Source organism: Streptomyces sp. NBC_00775 (genome assembly GCF_036347135.1).
Taxonomy (GTDB): Bacteria; Actinomycetota; Actinomycetes; order Streptomycetales; family Streptomycetaceae; genus Streptomyces; species Streptomyces lutosisoli.
On record NZ_CP108938.1, the window covers coordinates 2,467,658 to 2,488,256 of the forward strand.

Sequence of the window (20,599 nt, forward strand, 5' to 3'; positions counted from 1 at the left end):
CGCCGACTTGTCACGACCGACGGTATCGGGTGTAGAGGAACCCGGCCTCCTCCAGCAGGGACACGAGTTCGAACCGCTTCGGGACCGCGATCGAGGGCCCTCCGGCGATGCGCTGCGCGTCACCCGCGGTGAGCATGGGGGACACGGTCAGACAGAGCTCGTCGAGCACTCCGGCCGCGACCAGCTGGCCCAGCAGCCGGGGTCCGCCCTCGGTCAGCAGCCGGGTGAAGCCGAGATCCCCGAGGGCCCGTACGGCGCGGGCGGGGTCCACGCCCTTCCCGTCCCCGGCGATCACCACCTGGGCGCCGGCCTTCTCGGCCGCCGCGACCCGCTCCGGAGGGGCCCCGGCACCCGTCAGCACCAGCGTGGGCACCAGGGGCGAGGTGAAAAGCGGAAGCGAGAAGTCCAGGTCGAGGCTCGCGGTCACCACCGCGATCGCGGGCGCGGGGCCCTGCCCGGCGGCCTCCCGGAGCGCCGCGAAGGCCTCACGCGCGCGTGTCGGACGGTAACCCTCCTGGCGTACCGTTTCCGCGCCGACGATCACGACATCGGCGAGCCCCCTCAGCACCCCGAAGATCCGCATGTCGGTGTCGCCGGAGATGGGCTGCGAGCGGCCCTCGTGCTGGCCCGCGCCGTCGAGCGTGGACACCATGTTGGCGCGCAGCCAGAGCCCGCTCACCGACGGGTAGGCGTACACCTCCGCCAGCTCCTGAAGCCCCCACTCGCGGTCCGCCGCATCCGCCTCGGGGGCCCCGCCCGAGGCCTGGGCTGCTGTTTCGTACGTCACAGGGAACAGGCGTCGCATGACGTGCAGTGTGGCACGGCCCTTAGAGTGGGGAACCGTGTCGTCCTCCACCACCGCCTCCGGGATCGACCCGATAGCCGAAGCGGCCCCGCTGTCCCTGTCCGCCCGCGAGCCGTACGTCCCCGCCGACCGGCTCGTCGCCGAGATGGTGCCGCCGCCCCGCTTCGACTCGGTCCGCTTCGCCACGTACATCCCGGACCCGAACCAGCCCAGCCAGACCGAGGCCGTAGGCGTCCTCGAAGGCTTCGCGAGCGGTCTCGGCGGGGCGCACGCCATCGGCGGCGCCAAGCGCCGGCTGTTCGGCTTCGGGAAGGCCCCCAAGGCGGCCCCCGCCGGTCCCCGCGGTGTCTACCTGGACGGTGGCTACGGCGTCGGCAAGACCCATCTGCTGGCCTCCCTGTGGCACGCGACCCCGGCGGAGCCCACCCTCAAGGCGTTCGGCACCTTCGTGGAGCTGACGAACCTGGTCGGCGCGCTCGGCTTCCAGAAGACCGTGCAGACGCTGTCGGGGCACCGGCTCCTGTGCATCGACGAGTTCGAGCTGGACGACCCGGGCGACACCGTCCTCGTCTCCACCCTGCTCGGCAAGCTGGTCGACGCGGGTGTCGCGCTCGCGGCGACCTCGAACACCCTGCCGGGCAAGCTCGGCGAGGGCCGGTTCGCCGCCGCCGACTTCCTGCGCGAGATCCAGGGCCTGTCCGCGCGCTTCCGGCCGCTGCGCATCGACGGCGAGGACTACCGCCACCGGGGGCTGCCCGAGGCCCCGGCACCGTTCTCCGACGAGCAGGTCACGAAGGCGGCGTACGCCACCGACGGCGCGTCCCTCGACGACTTCCCGCATCTGCTCGACCACCTGGCGCGCGTCCACCCCAGCCGGTACGGCGCCCTGACGGACGGCGTCCGGGCCGTCTGCCTCACCGACGTCCAGCCGGTCCCGGACCAGTCGACGGCGCTGCGGCTCGTCGTGCTCGCCGACCGGCTGTACGACCGTGAGGTGCCGGTCCTCGCCTCCGGAATGCCCTTCGACAAGCTCTTCAGCGAGGAGATGCTGAACGGCGGCTACCGCAAGAAGTACTTCCGCGCGATATCCCGGCTCACGGCGCTGGCGCGGGACGCGAAGAAGCTCGTGGAGAGCTGATTCAGGCCACTCCCCCTCCCGTTTCAGCTCCTCTTCACAGGTGAAACGTCGAGTTAACCCTGCAAACAACTCGCCACGTTATTCTGTGAGTCGACCTTGAGCGCAGTGGTGGATGAGGTGCCGGAGGGGGCGCATGTTACGTGGTACGACGGCCCGGACCCTGTTCGTGGTACTCGCCGCCGTCCTGATCGCCCTGCAACTCTTCACTCCCACCGAGTCGTTCGCGTCCGCGCACAAAGGCGAGGTCGCCTCCTGTGCCGAGGCCGAGCATCCGCAGAAGGCGGCCCCGCCGCTGGGTGCCCGCCGGCACGTCCGTGACGAGGACGACCTCGTACCGGAGACACCGGCGCGCGCCCTGCTGGCCGGCGATCCCGCGGAGGCGTATCCGCCGGCGTCGCTCACCGCCGCGCACCCCCGTACGTCGATGGCCTCAACGGCCTTGTCCCCCGCGGGACTTCAGGTCTTCCGCTGCTGAGCGGAGCGCGTCCCCCCACGCTCCGTTTCGTAAGCCGACGCGCCCTCATGGCGCGCCAGGAGGAACTGACATGCAGCCCCTCATCGACCATGCCCGCTCCTTCGGCCGGCGGCCCGAGGATTTCGCCTCACTCGCCCAAGGCCAGTCCCCGCAGGTCCTGTTCGTCACCTGCTCCGACTCCCGGGTCGTCCCGGCCCTGATCACCGGCGCCCGCCCGGGCGAGCTCTTCGAGCTGCGCACCGCGGGCAACATCGTCCCGCCGTACGTCTTTGACCGGCCGACCTCCGAGGCGGCCACCGTCGAGTACGCGGTGGACGTGCTCGGCGTCACCGAGATCGTGGTCTGCGGCCACTCGCACTGCGGCGCCGTGGGCGCGCTGGTGCGCGGCGAGGACCTGACCGCCGTACCGGCCGTACGCGACTGGCTCGCACAGGCCGAACCCCCGTCCGAGGCGCCGGACGACGACCCGGCCGTCGCCGGGGCGGTGCAGAACCATGTCCTCGCGCAACTGCTCCGGCTCCGTGCGTACCCGTGTGTGCCACGGGCCCTGACGGCAGGTCAACTGCGCCTGCACGGCTGGTACTACGAGGTCCACACCGGCGCCGTACGCGTGCACAGCCCCGACACCGACTCCTTCGAGGCGCTGTGAGCCGCGCGATGACCCTCTCGAATCCCACCAGGCGACTCCCCCACCTGCGGCAGGACTTCGCCGCGTCGATCGTGGTGTTCCTCGTCGCCCTGCCGCTGTGCGTGGGCGTCGCCGTCGCCTCCGGTGTTCCGGCCGAACTCGGCCTGGTCACCGGCATCGTGGGCGGTCTCGTCACCGGGCTGATGCGCGGCAGCAGCCTCCAGGTGTCGGGGCCGGCCGCGGGGCTGACCGTGCTGGTCTTCGAGGCCGTACGGGAGTACGGGCTCGCCGTCCTCGGAGTCGTGGTGCTCGCGACGGGCGTTCTCCAACTCCTCATGGGCGCTCTGAAGTTGGGGCGCTACTTCCGGGCGATCTCGGTGGCTGTCGTCGAGGGCATGCTGGCCGGGATCGGGCTCGTGCTGATCGCGGGCCAGCTCTACTCGATGGCGGGCCTCAAGGCTCCGGCGTCCGGGCTCGACAAGCTCACCGGGCTGCCGGAGGCGCTCGCCGCCGCGGCCCGGAGCACCGAGGCGCTGGCCTCGGCCGGGCTCGGGGCGGGCACGGTCGCCGTACTGGTCCTGTGGAAGCGGCTGCCGCGGCGCGTGCGTACGGTGCCGGGGGGCGCTCGGCGCGGTCGCGCTGGCCACTCTCGCCACGTCGGCGTTCGGGCTGCCCGTGGCCAAGGTCGAGGTGCGGGGGCTGGTCGGCTCCGTCCAGCTGCCCTCCCTCGGCGCCTTCGGCGAGCTGGCGCACGTCGGTGTGCTCGGCACGGTCCTCGCCTTCACCCTGATCGCCTCCGCGGAGTCGCTGTTCAGCGCGGCGGCCGTGGACCGGCTGCACGACGGGCCGCGGACCGAGTACGACAAGGAGCTGATGGCGCAGGGCGCGGGCAACACGGTGTGCGGGCTGCTCGGCGCGCTGCCGATGACCGCCGTGATCGTACGCAGCGCGGCGAACGTCCAGGCGGGCGCGCGGACGAAGGCGTCCCGGGTGCTGCACGGGGTGTGGCTGCTGCTGTTCGCGGCGCTGCTGCCCGCCGTGCTCGGGGTCATTCCGCTGCCCGCCCTCGCCGGCATCCTGGTGCACGCGGGCTGGAAGCTGATCCCGCTGCGCGAGATCGCCGCGCTGTGGCGTGCGCACCGGGGTGAGGCGCTGATCCTCGTGGTCACCGCGGTGTCGATCGTCGCCGTCAGTATGTTCGAGGGCGTCCTCGTCGGGCTGGCGCTGGCCGTCGCCAAGACGGCCTGGGAGGCCTCGCATGTGCGCCTTGAGGTCATGGACAAGGGCGCCGGGCCCGTTCAGGCGTATCTCTCGGGCAACGCGACCTTCCTGCGGCTGCCGAAGATACTCGACAGCCTGGAGGCGCTGCCGCAGGACCGGCCGGTCGAGCTGGACCTCTCGGGTCTGCACCACCTCGACCATGCGTGCCGGACCGCGCTGGAGAACTGGTCGGCGCGGCACAGCGCGACGGGGATCGAGCCGGTGAAGGTCACGCCGGGGGCCTGACCTGGGGCCGGGCCCGTCTCATGGCGGGCCCGGCCCTTCGACGTAAAGTGGACCTATTAGACATAATGGGCGGCTCGGAAGGGGGTCGTGATGCTCGAAGAACTCCTGGTCGCGGGCGTGGCAGCCGGTACCGCAGGGTTGGTGTATCTCGCGGCGGCGGCCCGGGTCGTCAAGCAGTACGAGCGCGGCGTGGTCTTCCGGCTGGGACGCGTGATGAGCCTCCCACGCTCTCCGGGGTTCACCCTGATCGTGCCCTTCGTCGACCGGCTTCGTAAGGTCAACATGCAGATCGTGACGATGCCCGTGCCGGCCCAGGAGGGCATCACGCGGGACAACGTCACCGTCCGGGTCGACGCGGTCGTCTACTTCAAGGTGGTCAACGCCCCCGACGCGGTCATCCAGGTCGAGGACTACCGCTTCGCCGTCTCGCAGATGGCACAGACCTCGCTGCGGTCCATCATCGGCAAGAGCGACCTCGACGACCTCCTGTCCAACCGCGAGAAGCTCAACCAGGGGCTGGAGCTGATGATCGACAGCCCGGCGATCGGCTGGGGTGTGCAGATCGACCGCGTCGAGATCAAGGACGTGTCGCTGCCGGAGACGATGAAGCGGTCGATGGCCCGGCAGGCCGAGGCCGACCGTGAGCGGCGGGCCCGGGTCATCAACGCGGACGCGGAGCTCCAGGCTTCCAAGAAGCTCGCGCAGGCCGCCGAAGTGATGTCGGAGCAGCCCGCCGCGCTCCAACTGCGGCTGCTGCAGACGGTGGTGGCGGTCGCGGCCGAGAAGAACTCGACGCTGGTACTCCCGTTCCCCGTTGAGCTGCTGCGGTTCCTGGAGCGGGCCCAAGTCCCACCGGGTTCGGCCCAACCGGGTCCGGCGGCGGTCGAAGAGGCGCCGCACCAGACAGCCCCCAAGGGCGACGATCACCAGAGCGGCACTCTCGAAGAGAGCGGCACTCCCGAAGAGAGCGGCACTCCCGAAGAGAGGGACGAGGGGAAGGACGAACCCCAGGACAACGGGTGACGCCACGACACACATGACACAAGCGGTCCCGTGCAGCTCTCGCTGCGCGGGACCGCTGGGGAAGGCACAGCCGGCCTTGCCGAGACGATTCGCCGTCGATGTTCAAGCGTCAGCGACCGCCGTGCCCTCCGTTGCCATAACCTCCGTTGCCGTGGCCGTTGCCACCGTTGTCGTGGCCGTTGCCGTAGCCACCGTTGTCACCACGTCCGTTGTCACCACGTCCGTTGTCGTACCCACCATGGTCGCCACGGCCGTTGTCACGCCCGTTGTCGTACCCATTGTGGTCGCCGCGTCCGTTGTCGCCGCGTCCGTTGTCGCCGCGGCAGTTGTCGTCGTGACCGCGCCAGCTGTTGCCGTAGTTGCCCCAGCAGTAGTCGGACGAGTGGTGAGAGTCCGAGTGGGAGTCACTGTTGGCGCTGGCTATGCCGGCTCCGCCAAAGGCCAGAGCCAGGGCAGCGAAGCCGCCGCCGACCAGCCGGATGATCCTGGATGTCGTAACCCGCATGATCCTTTCCCTTCCAGGGAGCGTGGACGGGCCCGGGCCCCGTACAGCGTTCGCGGGGTCCGGTTCATCGACCTCGAAGGGGGGTCCGGTTTCATCGACTGTGAAAGTGAGCGGGAGTTCCCGCCGTCGACTCACGCGCTGTATGCGCGGCATCGGGCCCGCCCGGGCTGCCCAGTGCAGCAGACCCCGCGGCGGAGCATCCGTCCGTCGGACGTTCGACGGCCAGGTGACCGTCGAACGGAATGTTCAGATTGCTCGTCTCTCACCAGGCAAAAGACGGTGTATTTCGTTCAATCCACATCCAAACTAGGCATACGCATACATAGAAGTCAAGCTGGACGGGCACCCCACCGTCGCACCTGGCGAAACCCACGGCACCCTGCGCAACTCCCATTCACCACGGAGCAATTGACGCCCATTTCGCGTCGCGTGACCCCGCGCTCGACGCCGGAGTGCATCCCGGCACGCCGACTACCGATGCGGGTGCAGGACCACCACCAACCCGGCGGGCAGCACGTGATGTTGCGACCGAGCGCCCGCCCTCGGGCTCGAACTACCCCTTCACATGGCCGAGTTGGGAGCCACAGAAGAAGCCCGCACAGCACGGGAGTTGACCGGACGGGCGTACGCCGGGCCCGGTAGCAAACCGGCCCGCCGCCGGGCCCCCATCCCGAACCCGTGCCAATTCGCACAGTTGATCGACGTACACACCACCGATCCGCTCAGCCGGGAGGCCTGAAGCGCGAGTAGCGGTTCCAAGCCGCCCGGCGCACCATCAAGGGAGGCGGCCGGAAGGCCAAGGGCACGGCTCCCGCCTCGCCGACCTGCGAGAACGCCGGTGGACTTCGATGTAAAGGAGAGCCGCGAGAAGCGGCTGCCCGCTTGACCACCCGCCCACAGAGCACCGAGGCGGCTCTAGGCGGGTGACTTCAGGACCGGATACGCGCGGCACGTGCACGAGAGGGGCGAATCGTCACATTTACGCAGATATCTTCATCGGGTGATCATTCCTGTACGTCGATTCGCCGCGACCTGTGCCCTCGGCACCCTCGGCGTCGCGCTCGCCGCCTGTGGTGCCCCCGACACCCCGCACGCCCGCCCGGGGCACCCCACGTCCGCCAGTGCCGCGCCGTCGCGGCCCCCGACGCTCGCCCCCGGTCCCGCCGGACTGACCCCCGTCTTCAAGAACGGCCCCAGGACGCCGGACAAGACCGTCGCGCTGACCTTCGACGCGGACATGACCGCGGATCAAGGGGCGCGCGCGGCGGCCGGGGAGCACTTCGACAATCCGAAGCTGATCGCCACGCTGCGCGGGTTCAAGGTGCCGGCGACCGTGTTCATGACGGGGCGATGGGCCGACGAGTATCCCGAGGAGGCCAGGGACATCGGGCAGGACCCGCAGTTCGAGGTCGCCAACCACTCGTACAGCCACTACGCCTTCACGGACGACTGCTACGGGCTGCCGACCGTGCCCGAGGACGAGATGCGGGCGGACGTGGAGCGGGCGTACACCGCGTTCAAGAAGGCGGGGGTGCGCCATGCGATGCCGTACTTCCGTTTCCCGGGCGGGTGTTACGACCGGACGGCGCTGCGGGCGCTGAGCGCGGTCGGCGTGACCGCCGTGCAGTGGGACGTGGTGAGCGGGGACGCGTTCGCGACGGACGCGGATGCCGTGGCGCGGCAGGTCCTTGAGGGCGTACGGCCCGGGTCCGTCGTCGTGATGCACTGCACGCAAAGCGCGGCTCCGGCGACCGAGAAGGCGCTGCGGACGATCATCCCCGAGCTGCGCGAGCAGGGGTACCGGTTCGTGAAGGTGTCCGAGCTGATCGGGCGGGCGGAGGGCCGCCACCGCTGAGCGGCTCGGCCGCCCGTCCTACCCTGGAGCCATGAGCGACTACTGCGACACCGGGGCGGATCCGGCACCGGCACCGGCTTCCTCTCCGGCGGACGGCCCCCCGTTCGCCGAGTGCGTGCTGTGCCGGAAGCCGACGGAGTACCCGGAGTCGCACAAGGGGATCACGCTGTGCCCCGTCTGCGAGTGGCAGGAGGCACAGCGCACCGCCTGCTCAGGCTGACCGGCGCGAGGTGAGCGCGCAGGCCGCGGCGATCGCGGCCGCCGTGAGCAGTGCGGCGGCCGCCAGGGGCAGCAGCGGTACGGGGACCGTGCCCGCCTGCGAGCCCGTGATCAGGTCGGTGAGCGCGGCGTGGGCAGGTGAGCCCGTCACCACCAGGGCGAGCAGCGCCGCGAGCAGCATCGCGGGGACCGCGCGGCCCGGTGAGCGCAGCAGCGGCCAGGTCGTGAGCGCGCCGACGGCCGTGCCGAGCAGCGCGCAGACGAGCGCTGCGAGGAGCCCGGCGCCGCCCGCCGCGAGCACCGGCACCCGCTTCTGGTGGTCCGTACTCGTGGGATCGCTGATCACCGTGACGACCAGTGTCGCCGCCGCCCCGATGAGCACGGCCACGCCGAGCGCGACGGACAGACAGGCCAGGTGCGCCCGCGCGGGACCGACCGCCGCGCCCACACAACTGCGGGCCGCGGGCGGCTCGTTGGTCGCGCAGATCCGTACCAGCCAGGCGGCGACGGGCAGCACGGCCGCCGCCGAGTAACCGAGCGAGTCGAGCACCGGCTGACCGCTCTGCACACCGATCCCGAGGAACGCCGCGTACAGGATGAACGGCGGCAGCCAGCGCTGGGAACGCAGGAGCAGGGCGGTCTGGTAGCGGAGGAGGGCGGTCATCGGCGGCTTTCGCTTTCGAGCGGGCGTACGGCGTTGTCGGAGCTCTCGGCGCTGCCGAAGGACTCGGAGGTCTCGGAACTCTCGGAATACGCGGAGGAGTCCTTCGGGAGTGGCCGGTTCACGCTCACCACATGCCAGGGCGGCCGTTCGCCCAGCAGTGACCTGAGCAGCACGTCGGAGTGCGACTCGGGGACGGTGAAGCGTGTCGTCCCGGCTGCGGTGCGCTCGACGGACGTCGACGGCGCGACTGCCCGGTCGGGCGGCTCCGCGTCCGGCGGGCCTTCGGCCTCGACGACGACGTGCGGTCCGGTCGCCACCGAAGTGGCCTGCTCCGTACGGCGGTTGAGGGACCCCCCGATCACCGCGTAGGTGGCGTCCGGCACCCCCGCCAATCGCCTCGGGTCGTGGTCGACGAAGACCACGGCGGCCCCGGCGGCGGTGCGTTCCGCGACGGCGCGTTCCAGTTCGGCGCGGGCCGCGGTGTCGAGGCCGGTCCAGGCCTCGTCGAGGACGAGGAGATCCGGATCGGCGAGCAGGGCCTGGGCGACGGCGACCTTCTGGCTGCTGCCCTTGGACAGCTCCGCCATGGGCGTACGGGCGTACGCGGCGGCGCCGAGCCGCTCCAGCCATACGTCGGCGGCGCGGGCGGCGGCCGTACGGGACAGGCCGTGGACCGCGCCGAGGTGGGTGAGGTAACCGGTCGCGGTGAAGGGGAGCGCGGCCGGGAAGCGCTCGGGGACGTACGCCGTGCGCGGACGCCCGGTGATCCGGCCCTCGGTGGGCGCGTCGATCCCGGCGAGGAGGCGCAACAGGGTTGATTTTCCGGTGCCGTTGGCGCCCTCGACACGGGTCAGAGTGCCGGGTGCCAGGGTGAGGTCGATGCCGCGCAGCACCCAGGGGCCGTGCAGCCCGTAGCGGCGGCCGACGCCCGCCAGCCGTAGATCGTCTCGCATGGGGACCATCCTCTCCCGGGCGGACGGGCGCCCGGGGGCGAATGGATCTTCCGCCCGGCGGACTCCCGGAAGAACGGATCTTCCGCCTGGCAGACTGGAGGGCGTGAGCAGCGACCCGACCCCCGCAGGCGACAGCCCCTTCCGTTCCGAGCGCACCGCGCGCGACGAGGCACCTCAGTTCGTGCTGCCTCTGGTCGTCCGTATCGAGAAGGCCGCTCCCCCGGCGCGTACCGACGCGCTGGAGACCGCCGCCCGCGCCGTGCTGACCGTCCTCAGCGACGAGCGGTCCCTCGGGGACGGGGAATGGGCGCAGGCGATGCGGGACTGGCAGGACGCGCGGATCCGCAAGGTCGTACGACGGGCCCGGGGCGCCGAGTGGCGGCGGGCCGAGGCGCTGCCCGGGATCACGGTGACCGGGAAGTCCGCCGAGGTGCGGGTCTTCCCGCCGGTCCCGCTGGACGGCTGGCCCAAGGACCTGGCCCGGCTCCAGGTCTCCGGCACGGACCTGGACGACCCGGAGCCGCCGCTGGACGCCGACGCGACGGCGCCGGTGCTGTGGCTCAACCCCGACCTCGGCATGTCGGCCGGCAAGACGATGGCGCAGGCGGGCCACGGCGCCCAGCTGGCCTGGTGGGACCTGTCCGACGAGGAGCGCGCGGCCTGGCGCGACGAGGGCTTCCCGCTCGCCGTGCGCACCGCCGACCCGGCCCGCTGGCGTGAACTCACCACCTCCGGGCTCCCGTTGGTCCGCGACGCTGGTTTCACGGAGATCGCACCGGGCTCGTGCACGGTGGTCGCGGACCATCCGGCACTGCGCGGCTGACCCCCACACTCCTCACCGACACCGACACCGACACCGACACCGGCCCCGGCACGTCCCGAGCCAAGACGGTCAGGCGGCCGGGGCGAAGTGCCCGACCAGCAGGGACAGGCGGTGGGCGTGGCCCTCGCGGGGCAGGCGTCCGCCGCGCATCAGCGTGACGAGGCCGTGCAGGCCGCTCCAGAAGGTCTCCGTGAGGATGTCCGGGTCGTCGTCGCCCGCGAACGGCTGGACGGCCTGGCACAGCTCGCCGAAGGCGTCCCACAGAACCGGGGGTGCCTCGGCGGTCGCGAACGGCAGGTCGACGGCGTACGTGAACATCGCGTCGTACAGCGCGGGGCGCCGCTCACCGAAATCCGCGTAGACCGCGCCGACCGCGGCGAGGGCCGCACCGGGATCGGGCGCCGACGTGCGGGCCTCGCGCAGCTCCTCCACGAGCTCGGCGCAGCCCTGCACCGCGACCGCCGCCATGATGGCACCCTTGCCCTTGAAGTGGCTGTACAGCACGGGCTGGCTGTACTCGATCTCGGCGGCGAGCCGTCGTGTCGTCACCGCGTCCCAGCCCTCGGCCTCGGCCAGTTCCCGCGCGGCCCTGACGATCAGCCGCTCACGCTCCGCTCGTTCGCGCTCCCGGCGCGTCTGGATCGACATGGCCACGATTCTAGCATCGCTAGTATTCAGGTCGACGCTATGCTACCTTCGCTCTTGTCCCTAGCGTTGCTAGCAAGGAGATCCGACGTGCTTACTCCCACGGCCTACGGCCTTGCCCTCGTGCTCGACCTCCTCGTCCTGTTCATCGGCGCGCGGTTCCTGCTCCAGCCAGTGCCCGCCGCCACCGGCTACGGCGTTCCGGCCAAGCCGCACGGCGACGCCGCCTACCTGGAGATCAAGGGTCTGCGCGACGCCACCTTCGGCGTCATGGGCCTGGCCCTGCTCGCCTTCGCCGGCGCCACCGCCGAGGCGTGGTTCATGCTGATCGTGGCGCTGGCACCGCTCGGCGACACACTGATAGTGCTGCGCCACGGCGGCACCAAGGCCGTCGCCTTCGGGATCCACTTCGCCACCGCCGTGGTCGTCCTCGTCAGCGCCGCACTGCTCTTCGCGGCGTGAGAAGGGGCCCGGGCTAGGCTTTTCCCACAGGTACGAACATGGGGAGGGCACGATGGCCGGGACCCGGCTGGACGGCAGGGTCGAACGCGGCAACCGTACGCGGCAGTTGGTCCTCCGCCGCACCGTCGACATCGCCTCCGTCGAAGGCCTGGAGGCGCTGTCCGTCGGGCGTCTCGCCACCGAGCTCCAGCTCAGCAAGAGCGGCGTCTTCGCCCTCTTCGGCTCCAAGCAGGAACTGCAACTGGCCACCGTGCGGGAGGCGGGGCGCGTCTACGTCGAGCAGGTGATCCGGCCCGCGGCCCAGGCCCCGGCCGGGATCGCCCGCGTCCGGCGCCTGTGCGAACTCTGGCTGGACTACTCCCAGGGCCGGGTCTTCCCGGGCGGCTGCTTCTTCTACGAGGTCGTCGCCGAGTTCGACGCCCGGCCGGGGCCGGTGCACGACGCGGTGGTCCGCGCCCAGCGGGACTGGACGGACCACGTGGAGCGCACCGTCGCCGAGGCCCGCGACCTCGGCGACCTCCACCCCGACACGGACGCCCCCCAACTCGCCTTCGAACTCATCGCGTTGATGGAGACGGCCAACGCCATCTCCGTCCTGCGCGACGAGACGGTCGCCTACCGCAGGGCCCGCGTCGCGATCGCCTCCCGGCTGCGGGCGGCGGCGACGGATCCGTCCGCGGTTCCTGAAGTCTCGTAACACGTACGGCAATTGAGCAGCCCTCACGGTTCGATGAAACAAGTAGCACGACCGTTCGCTTAGTTTTATGCTCGGTTCCATGAGCCACCCAAGGATCCTTCGCTCGCGCTGGCAGCCAGGCCCCCAGGGGCACTTCCCCGCCGGACCGGCGGTGGTGAGCTTCACCGACTTCACCGCCGACACCTTCCGGCAGTCCTGGTCCGTCGCCCTCGCGGGACTGCGGCTGCGCGGCACCTGGCCCGACACCCCCGGCGCGATCGGCATGTGGCTGTGGGCCGATCCGATGCGGCGGCGCTCGGGGTCGGTCTCGGTCTGGGCGGACGCGGTGGGGCTCAAGGAGTTCGTCGGCCGGCCCGACCACGTACGGATCGTGCGCGCGCACCGCGGTCGCGGAGTGCTGCGGTCGGCGGGATGGGAGACCGAGCGCTTCGACGCGGCGGAGGCCTGGGCGCACGCACGTCACCTGATCAACAACGGCACCTGCCGAAGAACGCGTCCGATCGGGCACGCGCCTGACCGGAACAGCGAGGCTGGAGGACACCGCACATGACGAGAACGACCGGACCGGACATCGTCGAGCTCGACCGGATCGCCGTACAGGAGTCGCTCAGGGTCGTGGGGCTGGCCCAGGAGGCGGACTGGGAGCGGGACACCCCTTGCACGGGGTGGACGCTGCGGCGGCTGGTGGCGCACATGGCCGCACAGCACTACGGGTTCGCGGCGGCCGCACGCGGGGCGGGGCGCGAGGCGGCGTACTGGCGGGAGCCGGAGGACATGAGCGATCCGGGGCGGACGTATCGGGGCGCGGCGACGACGGTGCTCGCCGCGTTCGCCGAACCGGGCCTCACGGAGCGGGAGTTCGCGCTGCCTGAACTCGGGGCCGGGTTTCCCGGGCGGGTCGCCGTCGGTTTCCACTTCATCGACTACGTGGTGCACGCGTGGGACGTGGCCGCCGCGCTCGGCGTCGGCATCGGCCTGCCGGGCCATGTCCTCGACGTGGCGCTCGCCGTCGCGCGGCGCGTGCCGACGGATCCGGCGGGCAGGGGGCCGGGCTTCGCGTTCGCGCCGGTCCTCGACGGGCCGGCCGGGCCGGACCCCCTGGAGGAGGCGCTGCGGCTGCTGGGACGCGACCCGGAGAAGTGGCCGCCGGCGAAGTAGGAGGCTTCCGGTCCGGCGTCTCCGCCAGGATGCCCCGCGCCTTCCGCCCACACGTTTGAACAGCACGGTCGTCCCGTACGTACCTCCTGGCACTGGCCAAGTAATGGATCCCAACGACCAGTTGGTTTGCCCCGGGAGGCTCAATTTGCGGCGTATCAACGGCAGCGCCCTCGTCATCGCGGCACTCGTCGCCACCGTCGGAGCGCTCGCGTTCCCCGTGTGGTCGTACGCCGACCGTTCCGGCACGGGCGCGGCGAATGTCGCCGCCGGGACGGTGAACACACGCTGGGGGCCGCTGACCGCCGCGGACCGGGATCTGATCGTCCGGGTGCGGCTGGCCGGGCTGTGGGAGTTGCCGGCCGGGCAGCAGGCCATCGAGCGGGCCCCCACCAAGGCCATCAAGGAAGCGGGCGACCATCTGATCGTCGGGCACACCGACCTCGACAAGCGGGTGCGGATCGTGGCGGCCCAGCTCAATGTCGAGCTGCCGAACCAGCCGAACGAGCAGCAGCAGGGCTGGTTGCAGGAGCTGACGGCGGCGTCGGGCAAGGAGTACGAGTACAAGTTCGCGAACCTGCTGCGGGCCGCCCACGGCAAGATCTTTCCGGCGATCGGCGCGGTCCGCAACAGCACCCGCAACACGCTCGTGCGACAGCTGGCCAGCGACGCCAACCTGACCGTGCTCGACCACATCACAATGCTGGAGAAGACCGGGAACGTCGACTTCGACGCCATCGCCGCGGCCGCGGCCGCCACCACGACGGCCAGCCCCACCGGTCCCCCGGCACCGACCATCGGGGCGTCGGCGGCCTCCGCGCCGCCCGTCCAGCCCGGCAACGGCGTGGACGTCTCGTCGAATCCGTCGGCGCTGCCCACGGCCGGCGCCGACATCAACACCAGTCGGCCGGATCCCAAGGACTCCGACAACGTGCTGCAGTAGCCACGCTCCAGCAGCCACGCGAAACCTCAAATGTTGCTCTGAACGTCCTCTTCCATGGGTTCGGCCCCGGGTCCCGGGGCCATGACTCCGTCACGCCGGAACACAGGTCCGTCGTAAGGAGACGACACGCAAGGTCTGGTCGGGTCGTAACGGACAGAGAAGACGGAAAAGGGGGCCGGGGACATGAAGCAGCTGAAGCGGCTGGGGACGGGAATCGGGTGGCGGCCGGAGATCGCCGAGGCCGTGGAGCGCATGCCCGGCATCGACTGGGTCGAGGCCGTGGCCGAGAACGTGTGCCCCGGGCATCTCCCCGAGTCGCTGCTGCGGCTGCGCGAGCGTGGGGTCACCGTGGTGCCGCACGGGGTCTCGCTGGGCCTCGGCGGTGCGGACCGGCCCGACGCGTCCCAGCTCGTCGCGCTCGCCGAGCGGGCCGAGGCGCTGGGCTCGCCGCTGGTCACGGAGCACATCGCGTTCGTGCGGGCCGGGGGTCCCCTCACCGCGTCGCCGCTGCTGGAGGCGGGGCACCTGCTGCCGGTTCCCCGCACCCGGGACGCTCTCGACGTCCTGTGCGAGAACATCCGGATCGCGCAGGACGCCCTGCCCGTTCCCCTCGCGGTGGAGAACATCGCCGCGCTGATCTCCTGGCCCGGCGAGGAGATGACCGAAGGCCAGTTCCTCTACGACCTGGTCGACCGCACCGGCGTACGCCTCCTCATCGACGTCGCCAACCTCCACACGAACCACGTCAACCGGGGCGAGGACCCCGCCAAGGCCCTCGACGAACTCCCCGTCGAAGCCATCGCGTACGTCCATGTCGCCGGCGGCTTCGAACGTGACGGCGTCTGGCACGACAGCCACGCCCACCCCGTCCCCCGGCCCGTCCTCGACATCCTGGCCGACCTCGCCTCCCGCGTGTCCCCACCGGGGGTCCTCCTCGAACGGGACGAGAACTTCCCGGAGCCGGGCGAGCTGGAGCGGGAACTGGGGGCGATTCGGGAAACGCTGGAGAAGGCGGGGGCCGGGGTGACGGTCACCCGGGGAGCGGCTCCGGCAGGGCGCTCCGGTACGGACGGCCCCTCCCCCGAGGCCGGAGCGGCCGGAGCGGCCGAAAGCGGCACGGCCGCGCCGGCCGGTGACGTCACGAACCCTCCCCCCGGTGACACCGGAGCCCGGCAGCGCCTCGCCCTCGCGCAGGCCGCCGTGCTGTCCGCGCTCGTCGCGGGAACCCCCGTGCCCGAAGGGTTCGACCGGGTGCGGCTCGGAGTGCAGGCGCGAGCCCTCGCGGCCAAGCGTGCGGACGTCGTCGCCAAGGTGGCGGCGGAGCTGCCGGAGATCCTGGGCACGGGGTACCGGCCGGCGTTTCTCGCGTATGCGCAGGGTCATCCGATGACCGGCGGCTACCGGCGCGACGCCCTCGACTTCGCCGAGCAGCTGCTCCTCGCGGGTCGTCCCGAGGACGCGGAGAGGCGGAGCCGGCTGCGCGACTGGTGGCTGGAGCGCTCGGGCCCCGCCCCGCTGTCGCGGCGCCCCACGGCCCGGCTGGCCCGCGCCACCCGCCGGGTGCTGCTGCGCCGTTGAGTACGCGCGCGGCGCCGGGCGACCGCCCCTGAGTACGCGCCTTGTGGCCCGGCCCCGCCGCGGAGTGTGCCGGGGTTAACACCGCTCCCTGTGCGGCTGCTGTCGGGGAGTGGTTTGCGGGTGTTTCGGATGGTCTGGCGTACGCCCGAAGTACCCCATCCCGCGCGTTCCACCCACCGTCCAAGCCCTTCTCCTCGTACGGCAGTTGGCGTAGCGGCCGCAGTAATATGCCAAGCCGCACCCGAAGCGCACTAGCGTGCGGTGCCGCAACAGGAGGCACCATGCGATCCATCAACCGCACCGGATTGGTCAGTGGAACAGGGCTCATCATCACGGCCCTCACGGCGACGCTCGTCGCGCTGGTCTTTCCGATCTGGTCGTACGCGGACCGCTCCGGCACCGGCCTGGACACGCTGAACGCGCAGACCGTGTCGACCCAGTTCGGTCCGCTGTCGGCGCTGGACCGGGAGTTCATCACCAAGGTCCGCCTCGCCGGGCTGTGGGAGCTGCCCGCGGGCCAGCAGGCCCAGGAGCGCGGCACCACCCAGGCCGTGCGGGCGGCGGGCGAGCACCTCATCGAGGGTCACACGTTCCTGGATTCCCGTGTGCGCAACGTGGCGGCGCGGCTCGGTCTGGAGCTGCCCAACCAGCCCAATCCGCAGCAGCGTCAGTGGCTGGCCACGCTCGACGCGGCGCACGGCACGGACTACGACCGGAAGTTCGCGAACATCCTGCGCAAGGCCCACGGCAAGGTCTTCTCCGTGGTCGCCCAGGTCCGCGCGAACACCCGCAACTCGCTCGTACGCGATCTCGCCGACGACGCGAACACCACCGTGCTCGACCACATCAAGGTCCTGGAAGCCACCGGATACGTCGACTTCGACGCCCTCGCCCAGGACGCGGCCACCGCGAGCCCGCCGCCCCTCACCAACTCCCCGGCCCCGCCCGGCCCGACGCGGTCGCCGGGTTCGCCGATCCCGGTGACCCCGGCCGCGGGTTATTCCCTCCCGCCGGCCGCCTCGCGCGCCAATCCCTCCTCAACCCCGTAGCTCCCCCTGGCCATCCACAGCCACTCGGGGCTCCCCGGACGTCAAGCGGAACGTCACGCCCCGACAACACTCCGTCCATATAGTGAACAAACCATGGCGCCCGCCCGGCCGTTCGCATAGAAACACGCCATGTTCTGGGTCCTTCTCCTGCTCCTGGCCTGGGCCGCGGCCGGCACCTCCTGCACCCGGCTGTGCCTGGCCGCCGTACGCGCGGCGGCCGTCGACGCGGACGCGGCGCGCGGTCACGACCTCACGCTGTACGAGGCGGCGTTCCTGTGCGGCGGCCCCGACCGGGTCGCCGATCTGACCCTGGTGTCGATGGCCCGCCAGCGCCGGCTGCTGCTCGCGCACACCGGCTGGGCGACCGTCGTGGACCCGCGCGGGCGCGACGAGATGGAGCGCTCGGTCATCGGGGCCATCGGCCCGGAGGGCCAGTCCCGGATAGCGCCGGTACGGGCGACCACGGCCGCCGCAGACTCGGTACGCCACCTCGCCGACCACCTGGTCGCGGCGGGCCTCGCCGTGCCCGACGGCGCCCGCACCACCGTCGCGGGCGCGGTCCGCCAGGTGCAGGCCGCCACCGCGGCCGTCCTCGCGCTGGGCGCGGTGGCCGTGCTGCTGCCCGCACAGACCACCGAGAACGCGGTGCCGGTCGCGGTCTGGTTCCTGCTCCCGCTCATCCTCACACTGAGCTGCCTCGCCATCGCCCGCATCGAGGTGCACCCCTACACGCGCTGGGCCTCCCCGGCCGGTCAGCGGCTGCTGGGCACCCTCGCCCGGCGCGGCGACGACACCGGCGACGACCGTACGTACCTCACTTCCATCGCCGTACGCGGCATTCGCGCGATCGGCGAGCCGGACCTGCGCGCGGCCTTCACGCACCGCGACCGCGGCCCCGGGCGCGAGGCCGGGGAAAGGGGCTGAGGGGCGCCCCAGGGGGCGCATCGGGGTCATTGGGGCCGACACCGGCGGCCCGGTGCTTTACTTCGCCAACCGTCGAACGAAACATCCCTTTTGTCGCTGCCGCGCGCCGAAGGGATTCCCGATGAGAGCCGCCGTCCTATACGGAACCGCAGGGTCCATGATCCTGACCGCCCTCGTCGCCGCCCCGGCGGGCGGCGAACCCATCTGGCCGGACCCGGCGGGCGCGGCCGAGATGCACGGCACCGCCGTCGCCGCCCAGCGCGCCGCGGCCGCCGGCATCCACTTCGGGAAGTGCTCCAAGGAACAGCCGATCCCGGGTGATCTCCAGTGCGGCACGGTCACCGTGCCCCTCGACTACGCCCATCCCGACGGCAAGCGGATCAAGCTGACCGTCAGCCGCGTCAAGGCGACCGGCAAGGACGCCAAGAACTCCAAGCGGAAGGTGCCGCGCCAGGGCGCGTTCGTCTACAACCCCGGCGGCCCGGGCGCCTCCAGCATGTACTTCCCGCTGATCGGCTTCCTCCCCGAGTGGAAACCGATCGCGGCGGCCTACGACCTCGTCGGTTACGCCCCGCGTGGTGTCGACCGCTCCGCTCCGCTGTCCTGCCAGGACCCGAAGCACTTCGTGAAGGCGCCCTCGCAGTCGCCGACGCATCCCTCGGAGTCGTACAAGAAGGAGCGCATCGCGGAGGCGAAGGCGTACGCGCGCGGCTGCGCCCGGCGCTCGGGCAGCGCCCTGCGCCACTACACGTCGCTCAACAACGCCCGTGACCTGGATGTGCTGCGCGCCGCGCTCGGCGAGCGGAAGCTGACCTTCATGGGCGCCTCGTACGGGACGTACTTCGGCGCCCTCTACGCGACGCTGTTCCCCTCGCACGTACGCCGGATGGTCTTCGACTCGGTGGTGAACCCCGACCCCAACCAGATCTGGTACCGGAACAACCTCGACCAGTCGGCCGCGTTCGAGGGCCGCTGGGAGGACTTCCGTGCCTGGATCGCCCGGCACGACAAGGTGTACGGGCTCGGCGCCACCCCCGAGGAGGTGCTGCACAGCTACGAGAAGGCGCGGGCGCAGCTGGCCGCGTCGCCCGCGGGCGGCAAGGTGGGGCCGGGGCAGTTGCAGGGCGCGTTCCTGGAGGCCGGGTACTACGACGACTACTGGCCGCAGAGTGCCATGGCGCTGTCCGCCTATCTGAAGGGCGACCCGAAGCCGCTGATCGAGCAGGCCGGTCCGCATCCGGAGGCGGCCGCCGAGCAGGAGAACGGCAACGCGGTCTACACGGCCGTCGAGTGCAACGACGCGTCCTGGCCGACCGACTGGCGCACCTGGGACCGCGACAACACGCGCCTCGCGCGCAGGGCGCCGTTCGAGACGTGGGACAACGTGTGGATGAACCTGCCGTGCGCGTACTGGCCGGTGCCGCGACAGGAACCGCTCGATGTGCGGGCGCTGCCCGGGGAGCTGCCGCCCACCCTGATCCTGGCGGCCGAGCGGGACGCGGCGACGCCGTACGACGGGGCCCTGGAGCTGGAGCGGCGGCTGTCGGGCTCGGTCCTGGTGACCGAGAACGGGGCCGGGACGCACGGTATCGGGGGCGGGCCCAACCAGTGCGTCAACGGCTACCTCAACGCGTATGTGCTGGAGGGCCGGCTCCCGGAGCGCAGTGCGGCGTGCGCGCCGCACGCGCAGCCGAAGCCGGCGGCGCCGGGCGGTCGTTCGAAGAGCGCGGAGACCTCCGCGGGCTCAGCGGGCCCGGAAAGCTCGAAGAGTTCATCGCATTCCGAGCACTCGAAGACCGCCCGGCAGGCGCCCTGATCAGGCGAGGCCCGCGACCAGTTCGGCGATGTCCTTGCGGCGGCCCGTGTAGAACGGGACCTCCTCGCGGACGTGCATGCGGGCCTCGGAGGCGCGCAGATGGCGCATGAGGTCGACGATGCGGTACAGCTCGTCGGCCTCGAAGGCCAGCAGCCACTCGTAGTCACCGAGGGAGAACGAGGCGACCGTGTTGGCGCGCACGTCCGGGTAGCCGCGGGCCATCTTGCCGTGGTCGGCGAGCATGCGGCGGCGGTCCTCGTCGGGCAGCAGGTACCAGTCGTAGGAGCGCACGAAGGGGTAGACGCTCACATAGTTGCGCGGCGTCTCGTCCGCGAGGAACGCCGGGATGTGCGAGCGGTTGAACTCGGCGGGGCGGTGCAGCGCCATGTTCGACCAGACCGGCTCCAGGGCGCGGCCCAGCTTGGTGCGGCGGAAGAGGTTGTACGCCTCCTGGAGCTGATCGGCGGTCTCGGCGTGCCACCAGATCATGAGGTCGGCGTCGGCGCGCAGCCCCGACACGTCGTACGTGCCGCGGACGGTGACGTCCTTCGCGGCGAGCTGGTCGAAGAGCTCCTGGACCTCGTCGGCGTAACCGGCGCGGTCCTCCGGCAGCACGTCCTTCAGCTTGAAGACGGACCACAGGGTGTAGCGGATGACCTCGTTGAGGTCCTTGGCCAGCTTGCCCTTGTTCGGGATCTTGGCGGGGCCGGTGGTGGGGGCGTCGTCACTCATGGGG

At 71.5% G+C, this 20,599-nt stretch carries 22 protein-coding genes and 1 pseudogene; 17 read left to right on the forward strand and 6 right to left on the reverse strand.

Going from position 1 to position 20,599, the window contains the following annotated elements; translation table 11 throughout:
* Positions 1-10 precede the first annotated feature (10 nt).
* Positions 11-805 (reverse strand): pyrimidine reductase family protein, encoded by a 795-nt coding sequence (locus OIC96_RS11025; RefSeq protein ID WP_330308020.1) that lies wholly within the window; start codon positions 803-805, stop codon positions 11-13.
* On the opposite strand from OIC96_RS11025, the gene zapE reads away from it, so the two are divergent.
* The 5 genes and pseudogenes from zapE to OIC96_RS11050 all read left to right on the forward strand — a co-directional run bounded on the left by zapE (position 804) and on the right by OIC96_RS11050 (position 5,575).
* Positions 804-1,943: a cell division protein ZapE gene (gene zapE, locus OIC96_RS11030; RefSeq protein WP_406502148.1), complete on the forward strand. Its 1,140-nt coding sequence runs from the start codon at positions 804-806 to the stop codon at positions 1,941-1,943. The two genes, OIC96_RS11025 and zapE, sit on opposite strands and share 2 nt — an antisense overlap.
* Before the next feature lie 133 nt (positions 1,944-2,076).
* Complete coding sequence (locus OIC96_RS11035) at positions 2,077-2,418, forward strand: hypothetical protein (RefSeq protein WP_330308018.1); 342 nt, start codon at positions 2,077-2,079, stop codon at positions 2,416-2,418.
* 70 nt (positions 2,419-2,488) lie between these two features.
* A complete protein-coding gene (locus tag OIC96_RS11040) occupies positions 2,489-3,067 on the forward strand; it encodes a carbonic anhydrase (RefSeq protein ID WP_330308017.1) in 579 nt (192 codons plus the stop codon).
* Positions 3,068-3,075: 8 nt separating this feature from the next.
* Positions 3,076-4,552 (forward strand): annotated as a pseudogene (locus OIC96_RS11045) (SulP family inorganic anion transporter).
* A gap of 90 nt (positions 4,553-4,642) precedes the next feature.
* Complete coding sequence (locus tag OIC96_RS11050; protein WP_330308016.1) at positions 4,643-5,575, forward strand: slipin family protein; 933 nt, start codon at positions 4,643-4,645, stop codon at positions 5,573-5,575.
* Between the two features lie 109 nt (positions 5,576-5,684).
* Here OIC96_RS11050 and OIC96_RS11055 read toward each other — a convergent pair whose 3' ends face one another.
* Entirely contained in the window at positions 5,685-6,080 is a 396-nt protein-coding gene (locus OIC96_RS11055; protein ID WP_330308015.1) for a hypothetical protein, read from the reverse strand.
* Between the two features lie 1,000 nt (positions 6,081-7,080).
* On the opposite strand from OIC96_RS11055, the gene OIC96_RS11060 reads away from it, so the two are divergent.
* Positions 7,081-7,935, forward strand: coding sequence for a polysaccharide deacetylase family protein (locus OIC96_RS11060; RefSeq protein ID WP_330308014.1), 855 nt, complete (start codon positions 7,081-7,083; stop codon positions 7,933-7,935).
* A gap of 31 nt (positions 7,936-7,966) precedes the next feature.
* Positions 7,967-8,155, forward strand: coding sequence for a hypothetical protein (locus tag OIC96_RS11065; protein ID WP_330308013.1), 189 nt, complete (start codon positions 7,967-7,969; stop codon positions 8,153-8,155).
* Here OIC96_RS11065 and OIC96_RS11070 read toward each other — a convergent pair.
* Together OIC96_RS11070 and OIC96_RS11075 are read right to left on the reverse strand one after the other, a co-directional pair.
* Positions 8,147-8,818, reverse strand: coding sequence for an ABC transporter (locus OIC96_RS11070; protein WP_330308012.1), 672 nt, complete (start codon positions 8,816-8,818; stop codon positions 8,147-8,149). The two genes, OIC96_RS11065 and OIC96_RS11070, sit on opposite strands and share 9 nt — an antisense overlap.
* Positions 8,815-9,771 (reverse strand): ABC transporter ATP-binding protein, encoded by a 957-nt coding sequence (locus tag OIC96_RS11075; RefSeq protein ID WP_330308011.1) that lies wholly within the window; start codon positions 9,769-9,771, stop codon positions 8,815-8,817. Before OIC96_RS11075 ends, OIC96_RS11070 begins: the two co-directional genes overlap by 4 nt.
* 103 nt (positions 9,772-9,874) lie before the next feature.
* Here OIC96_RS11075 and OIC96_RS11080 point away from each other — a divergent pair, with 103 nt between their 5' ends.
* The gene (locus OIC96_RS11080) at positions 9,875-10,594 is read left to right on the forward strand and encodes an aminoacyl-tRNA hydrolase (RefSeq protein ID WP_330308010.1); all 720 of its coding nucleotides are present in this window, start codon (positions 9,875-9,877) and stop codon (positions 10,592-10,594) included.
* 69 nt (positions 10,595-10,663) lie between these two features.
* Here OIC96_RS11080 and OIC96_RS11085 read toward each other — a convergent pair whose 3' ends face one another.
* Positions 10,664-11,242, reverse strand: coding sequence for a TetR/AcrR family transcriptional regulator (locus OIC96_RS11085; protein ID WP_330308009.1), 579 nt, complete (start codon positions 11,240-11,242; stop codon positions 10,664-10,666).
* Between the two features lie 87 nt (positions 11,243-11,329).
* Between OIC96_RS11085 and OIC96_RS11090 the strand changes: the two genes are divergently transcribed.
* The 9 genes from OIC96_RS11090 (at position 11,330) to OIC96_RS11130 (ending at position 19,863) form a co-directional block, all read left to right on the forward strand.
* Positions 11,330-11,701 (forward strand): DUF4267 domain-containing protein, encoded by a 372-nt coding sequence (locus OIC96_RS11090; protein ID WP_330308008.1) that lies wholly within the window; start codon positions 11,330-11,332, stop codon positions 11,699-11,701.
* A gap of 52 nt (positions 11,702-11,753) precedes the next feature.
* Positions 11,754-12,398, forward strand: a complete 645-nt coding sequence (locus OIC96_RS11095) for a TetR/AcrR family transcriptional regulator (RefSeq protein WP_330308007.1) — start codon at positions 11,754-11,756, stop codon at positions 12,396-12,398.
* A 79-nt stretch (positions 12,399-12,477) separates the two neighbouring features.
* Positions 12,478-12,948, forward strand: coding sequence for a hypothetical protein (locus OIC96_RS11100; protein ID WP_330308006.1), 471 nt, complete (start codon positions 12,478-12,480; stop codon positions 12,946-12,948).
* Complete coding sequence (locus OIC96_RS11105; RefSeq protein WP_330308005.1) at positions 12,945-13,556, forward strand: TIGR03086 family metal-binding protein; 612 nt, start codon at positions 12,945-12,947, stop codon at positions 13,554-13,556. Before OIC96_RS11100 ends, OIC96_RS11105 begins: the two co-directional genes overlap by 4 nt.
* 145 nt (positions 13,557-13,701) lie before the next feature.
* A complete protein-coding gene (locus OIC96_RS11110) occupies positions 13,702-14,496 on the forward strand; it encodes a DUF4142 domain-containing protein (protein WP_330308004.1) in 795 nt (264 codons plus the stop codon).
* A 183-nt stretch (positions 14,497-14,679) separates the two neighbouring features.
* A complete protein-coding gene (locus OIC96_RS11115; protein ID WP_330308003.1) occupies positions 14,680-16,074 on the forward strand; it encodes a DUF692 domain-containing protein in 1,395 nt (464 codons plus the stop codon).
* A 281-nt stretch (positions 16,075-16,355) separates the two neighbouring features.
* The gene (locus tag OIC96_RS11120; RefSeq protein WP_330308002.1) at positions 16,356-17,123 is read left to right on the forward strand and encodes a DUF4142 domain-containing protein; all 768 of its coding nucleotides are present in this window, start codon (positions 16,356-16,358) and stop codon (positions 17,121-17,123) included.
* A gap of 129 nt (positions 17,124-17,252) precedes the next feature.
* Entirely contained in the window at positions 17,253-18,047 is a 795-nt protein-coding gene (locus OIC96_RS11125) for a TIGR04222 domain-containing membrane protein (RefSeq protein ID WP_330308001.1), read from the forward strand.
* Positions 18,048-18,168: 121 nt separating this feature from the next.
* Complete coding sequence (locus OIC96_RS11130; protein WP_330308000.1) at positions 18,169-19,863, forward strand: alpha/beta hydrolase; 1,695 nt, start codon at positions 18,169-18,171, stop codon at positions 19,861-19,863.
* On the opposite strand, the gene hemQ is transcribed toward OIC96_RS11130, so the two are convergent.
* Positions 19,864-20,595, reverse strand: a complete 732-nt coding sequence (gene hemQ / locus OIC96_RS11135; protein WP_330307999.1) for a hydrogen peroxide-dependent heme synthase — start codon at positions 20,593-20,595, stop codon at positions 19,864-19,866.
* Positions 20,596-20,599: the final 4 nt, after the last annotated feature.

Coding starts and splice junctions, on each gene's coding strand:
- zapE (WP_406502148.1), top strand. CDS start 804: ATGACGTGCAGTGTGGCACGGCCCTTAGAGTGGGGAACCGTGTCGTCC.
- OIC96_RS11025 (WP_330308020.1), bottom strand. CDS start 805: ATGCGACGCCTGTTCCCTGTGACGTACGAAACAGCAGCCCAGGCCTCG.
- OIC96_RS11035 (WP_330308018.1), top strand. CDS start 2,077: ATGTTACGTGGTACGACGGCCCGGACCCTGTTCGTGGTACTCGCCGCC.
- OIC96_RS11040 (WP_330308017.1), top strand. CDS start 2,489: ATGCAGCCCCTCATCGACCATGCCCGCTCCTTCGGCCGGCGGCCCGAG.
- OIC96_RS11050 (WP_330308016.1), top strand. CDS start 4,643: ATGCTCGAAGAACTCCTGGTCGCGGGCGTGGCAGCCGGTACCGCAGGG.
- OIC96_RS11055 (WP_330308015.1), bottom strand. CDS start 6,080: ATGCGGGTTACGACATCCAGGATCATCCGGCTGGTCGGCGGCGGCTTC.
- OIC96_RS11065 (WP_330308013.1), top strand. CDS start 7,967: ATGAGCGACTACTGCGACACCGGGGCGGATCCGGCACCGGCACCGGCT.
- OIC96_RS11070 (WP_330308012.1), bottom strand. CDS start 8,818: ATGACCGCCCTCCTCCGCTACCAGACCGCCCTGCTCCTGCGTTCCCAG.
- OIC96_RS11075 (WP_330308011.1), bottom strand. CDS start 9,771: ATGCGAGACGATCTACGGCTGGCGGGCGTCGGCCGCCGCTACGGGCTG.
- OIC96_RS11085 (WP_330308009.1), bottom strand. CDS start 11,242: ATGTCGATCCAGACGCGCCGGGAGCGCGAACGAGCGGAGCGTGAGCGG.
- OIC96_RS11095 (WP_330308007.1), top strand. CDS start 11,754: ATGGCCGGGACCCGGCTGGACGGCAGGGTCGAACGCGGCAACCGTACG.
- OIC96_RS11100 (WP_330308006.1), top strand. CDS start 12,478: ATGAGCCACCCAAGGATCCTTCGCTCGCGCTGGCAGCCAGGCCCCCAG.
- OIC96_RS11105 (WP_330308005.1), top strand. CDS start 12,945: ATGACGAGAACGACCGGACCGGACATCGTCGAGCTCGACCGGATCGCC.
- OIC96_RS11115 (WP_330308003.1), top strand. CDS start 14,680: ATGAAGCAGCTGAAGCGGCTGGGGACGGGAATCGGGTGGCGGCCGGAG.
- OIC96_RS11120 (WP_330308002.1), top strand. CDS start 16,356: ATGCGATCCATCAACCGCACCGGATTGGTCAGTGGAACAGGGCTCATC.
- OIC96_RS11125 (WP_330308001.1), top strand. CDS start 17,253: ATGTTCTGGGTCCTTCTCCTGCTCCTGGCCTGGGCCGCGGCCGGCACC.
- OIC96_RS11130 (WP_330308000.1), top strand. CDS start 18,169: ATGAGAGCCGCCGTCCTATACGGAACCGCAGGGTCCATGATCCTGACC.
- hemQ (WP_330307999.1), bottom strand. CDS start 20,595: ATGAGTGACGACGCCCCCACCACCGGCCCCGCCAAGATCCCGAACAAG.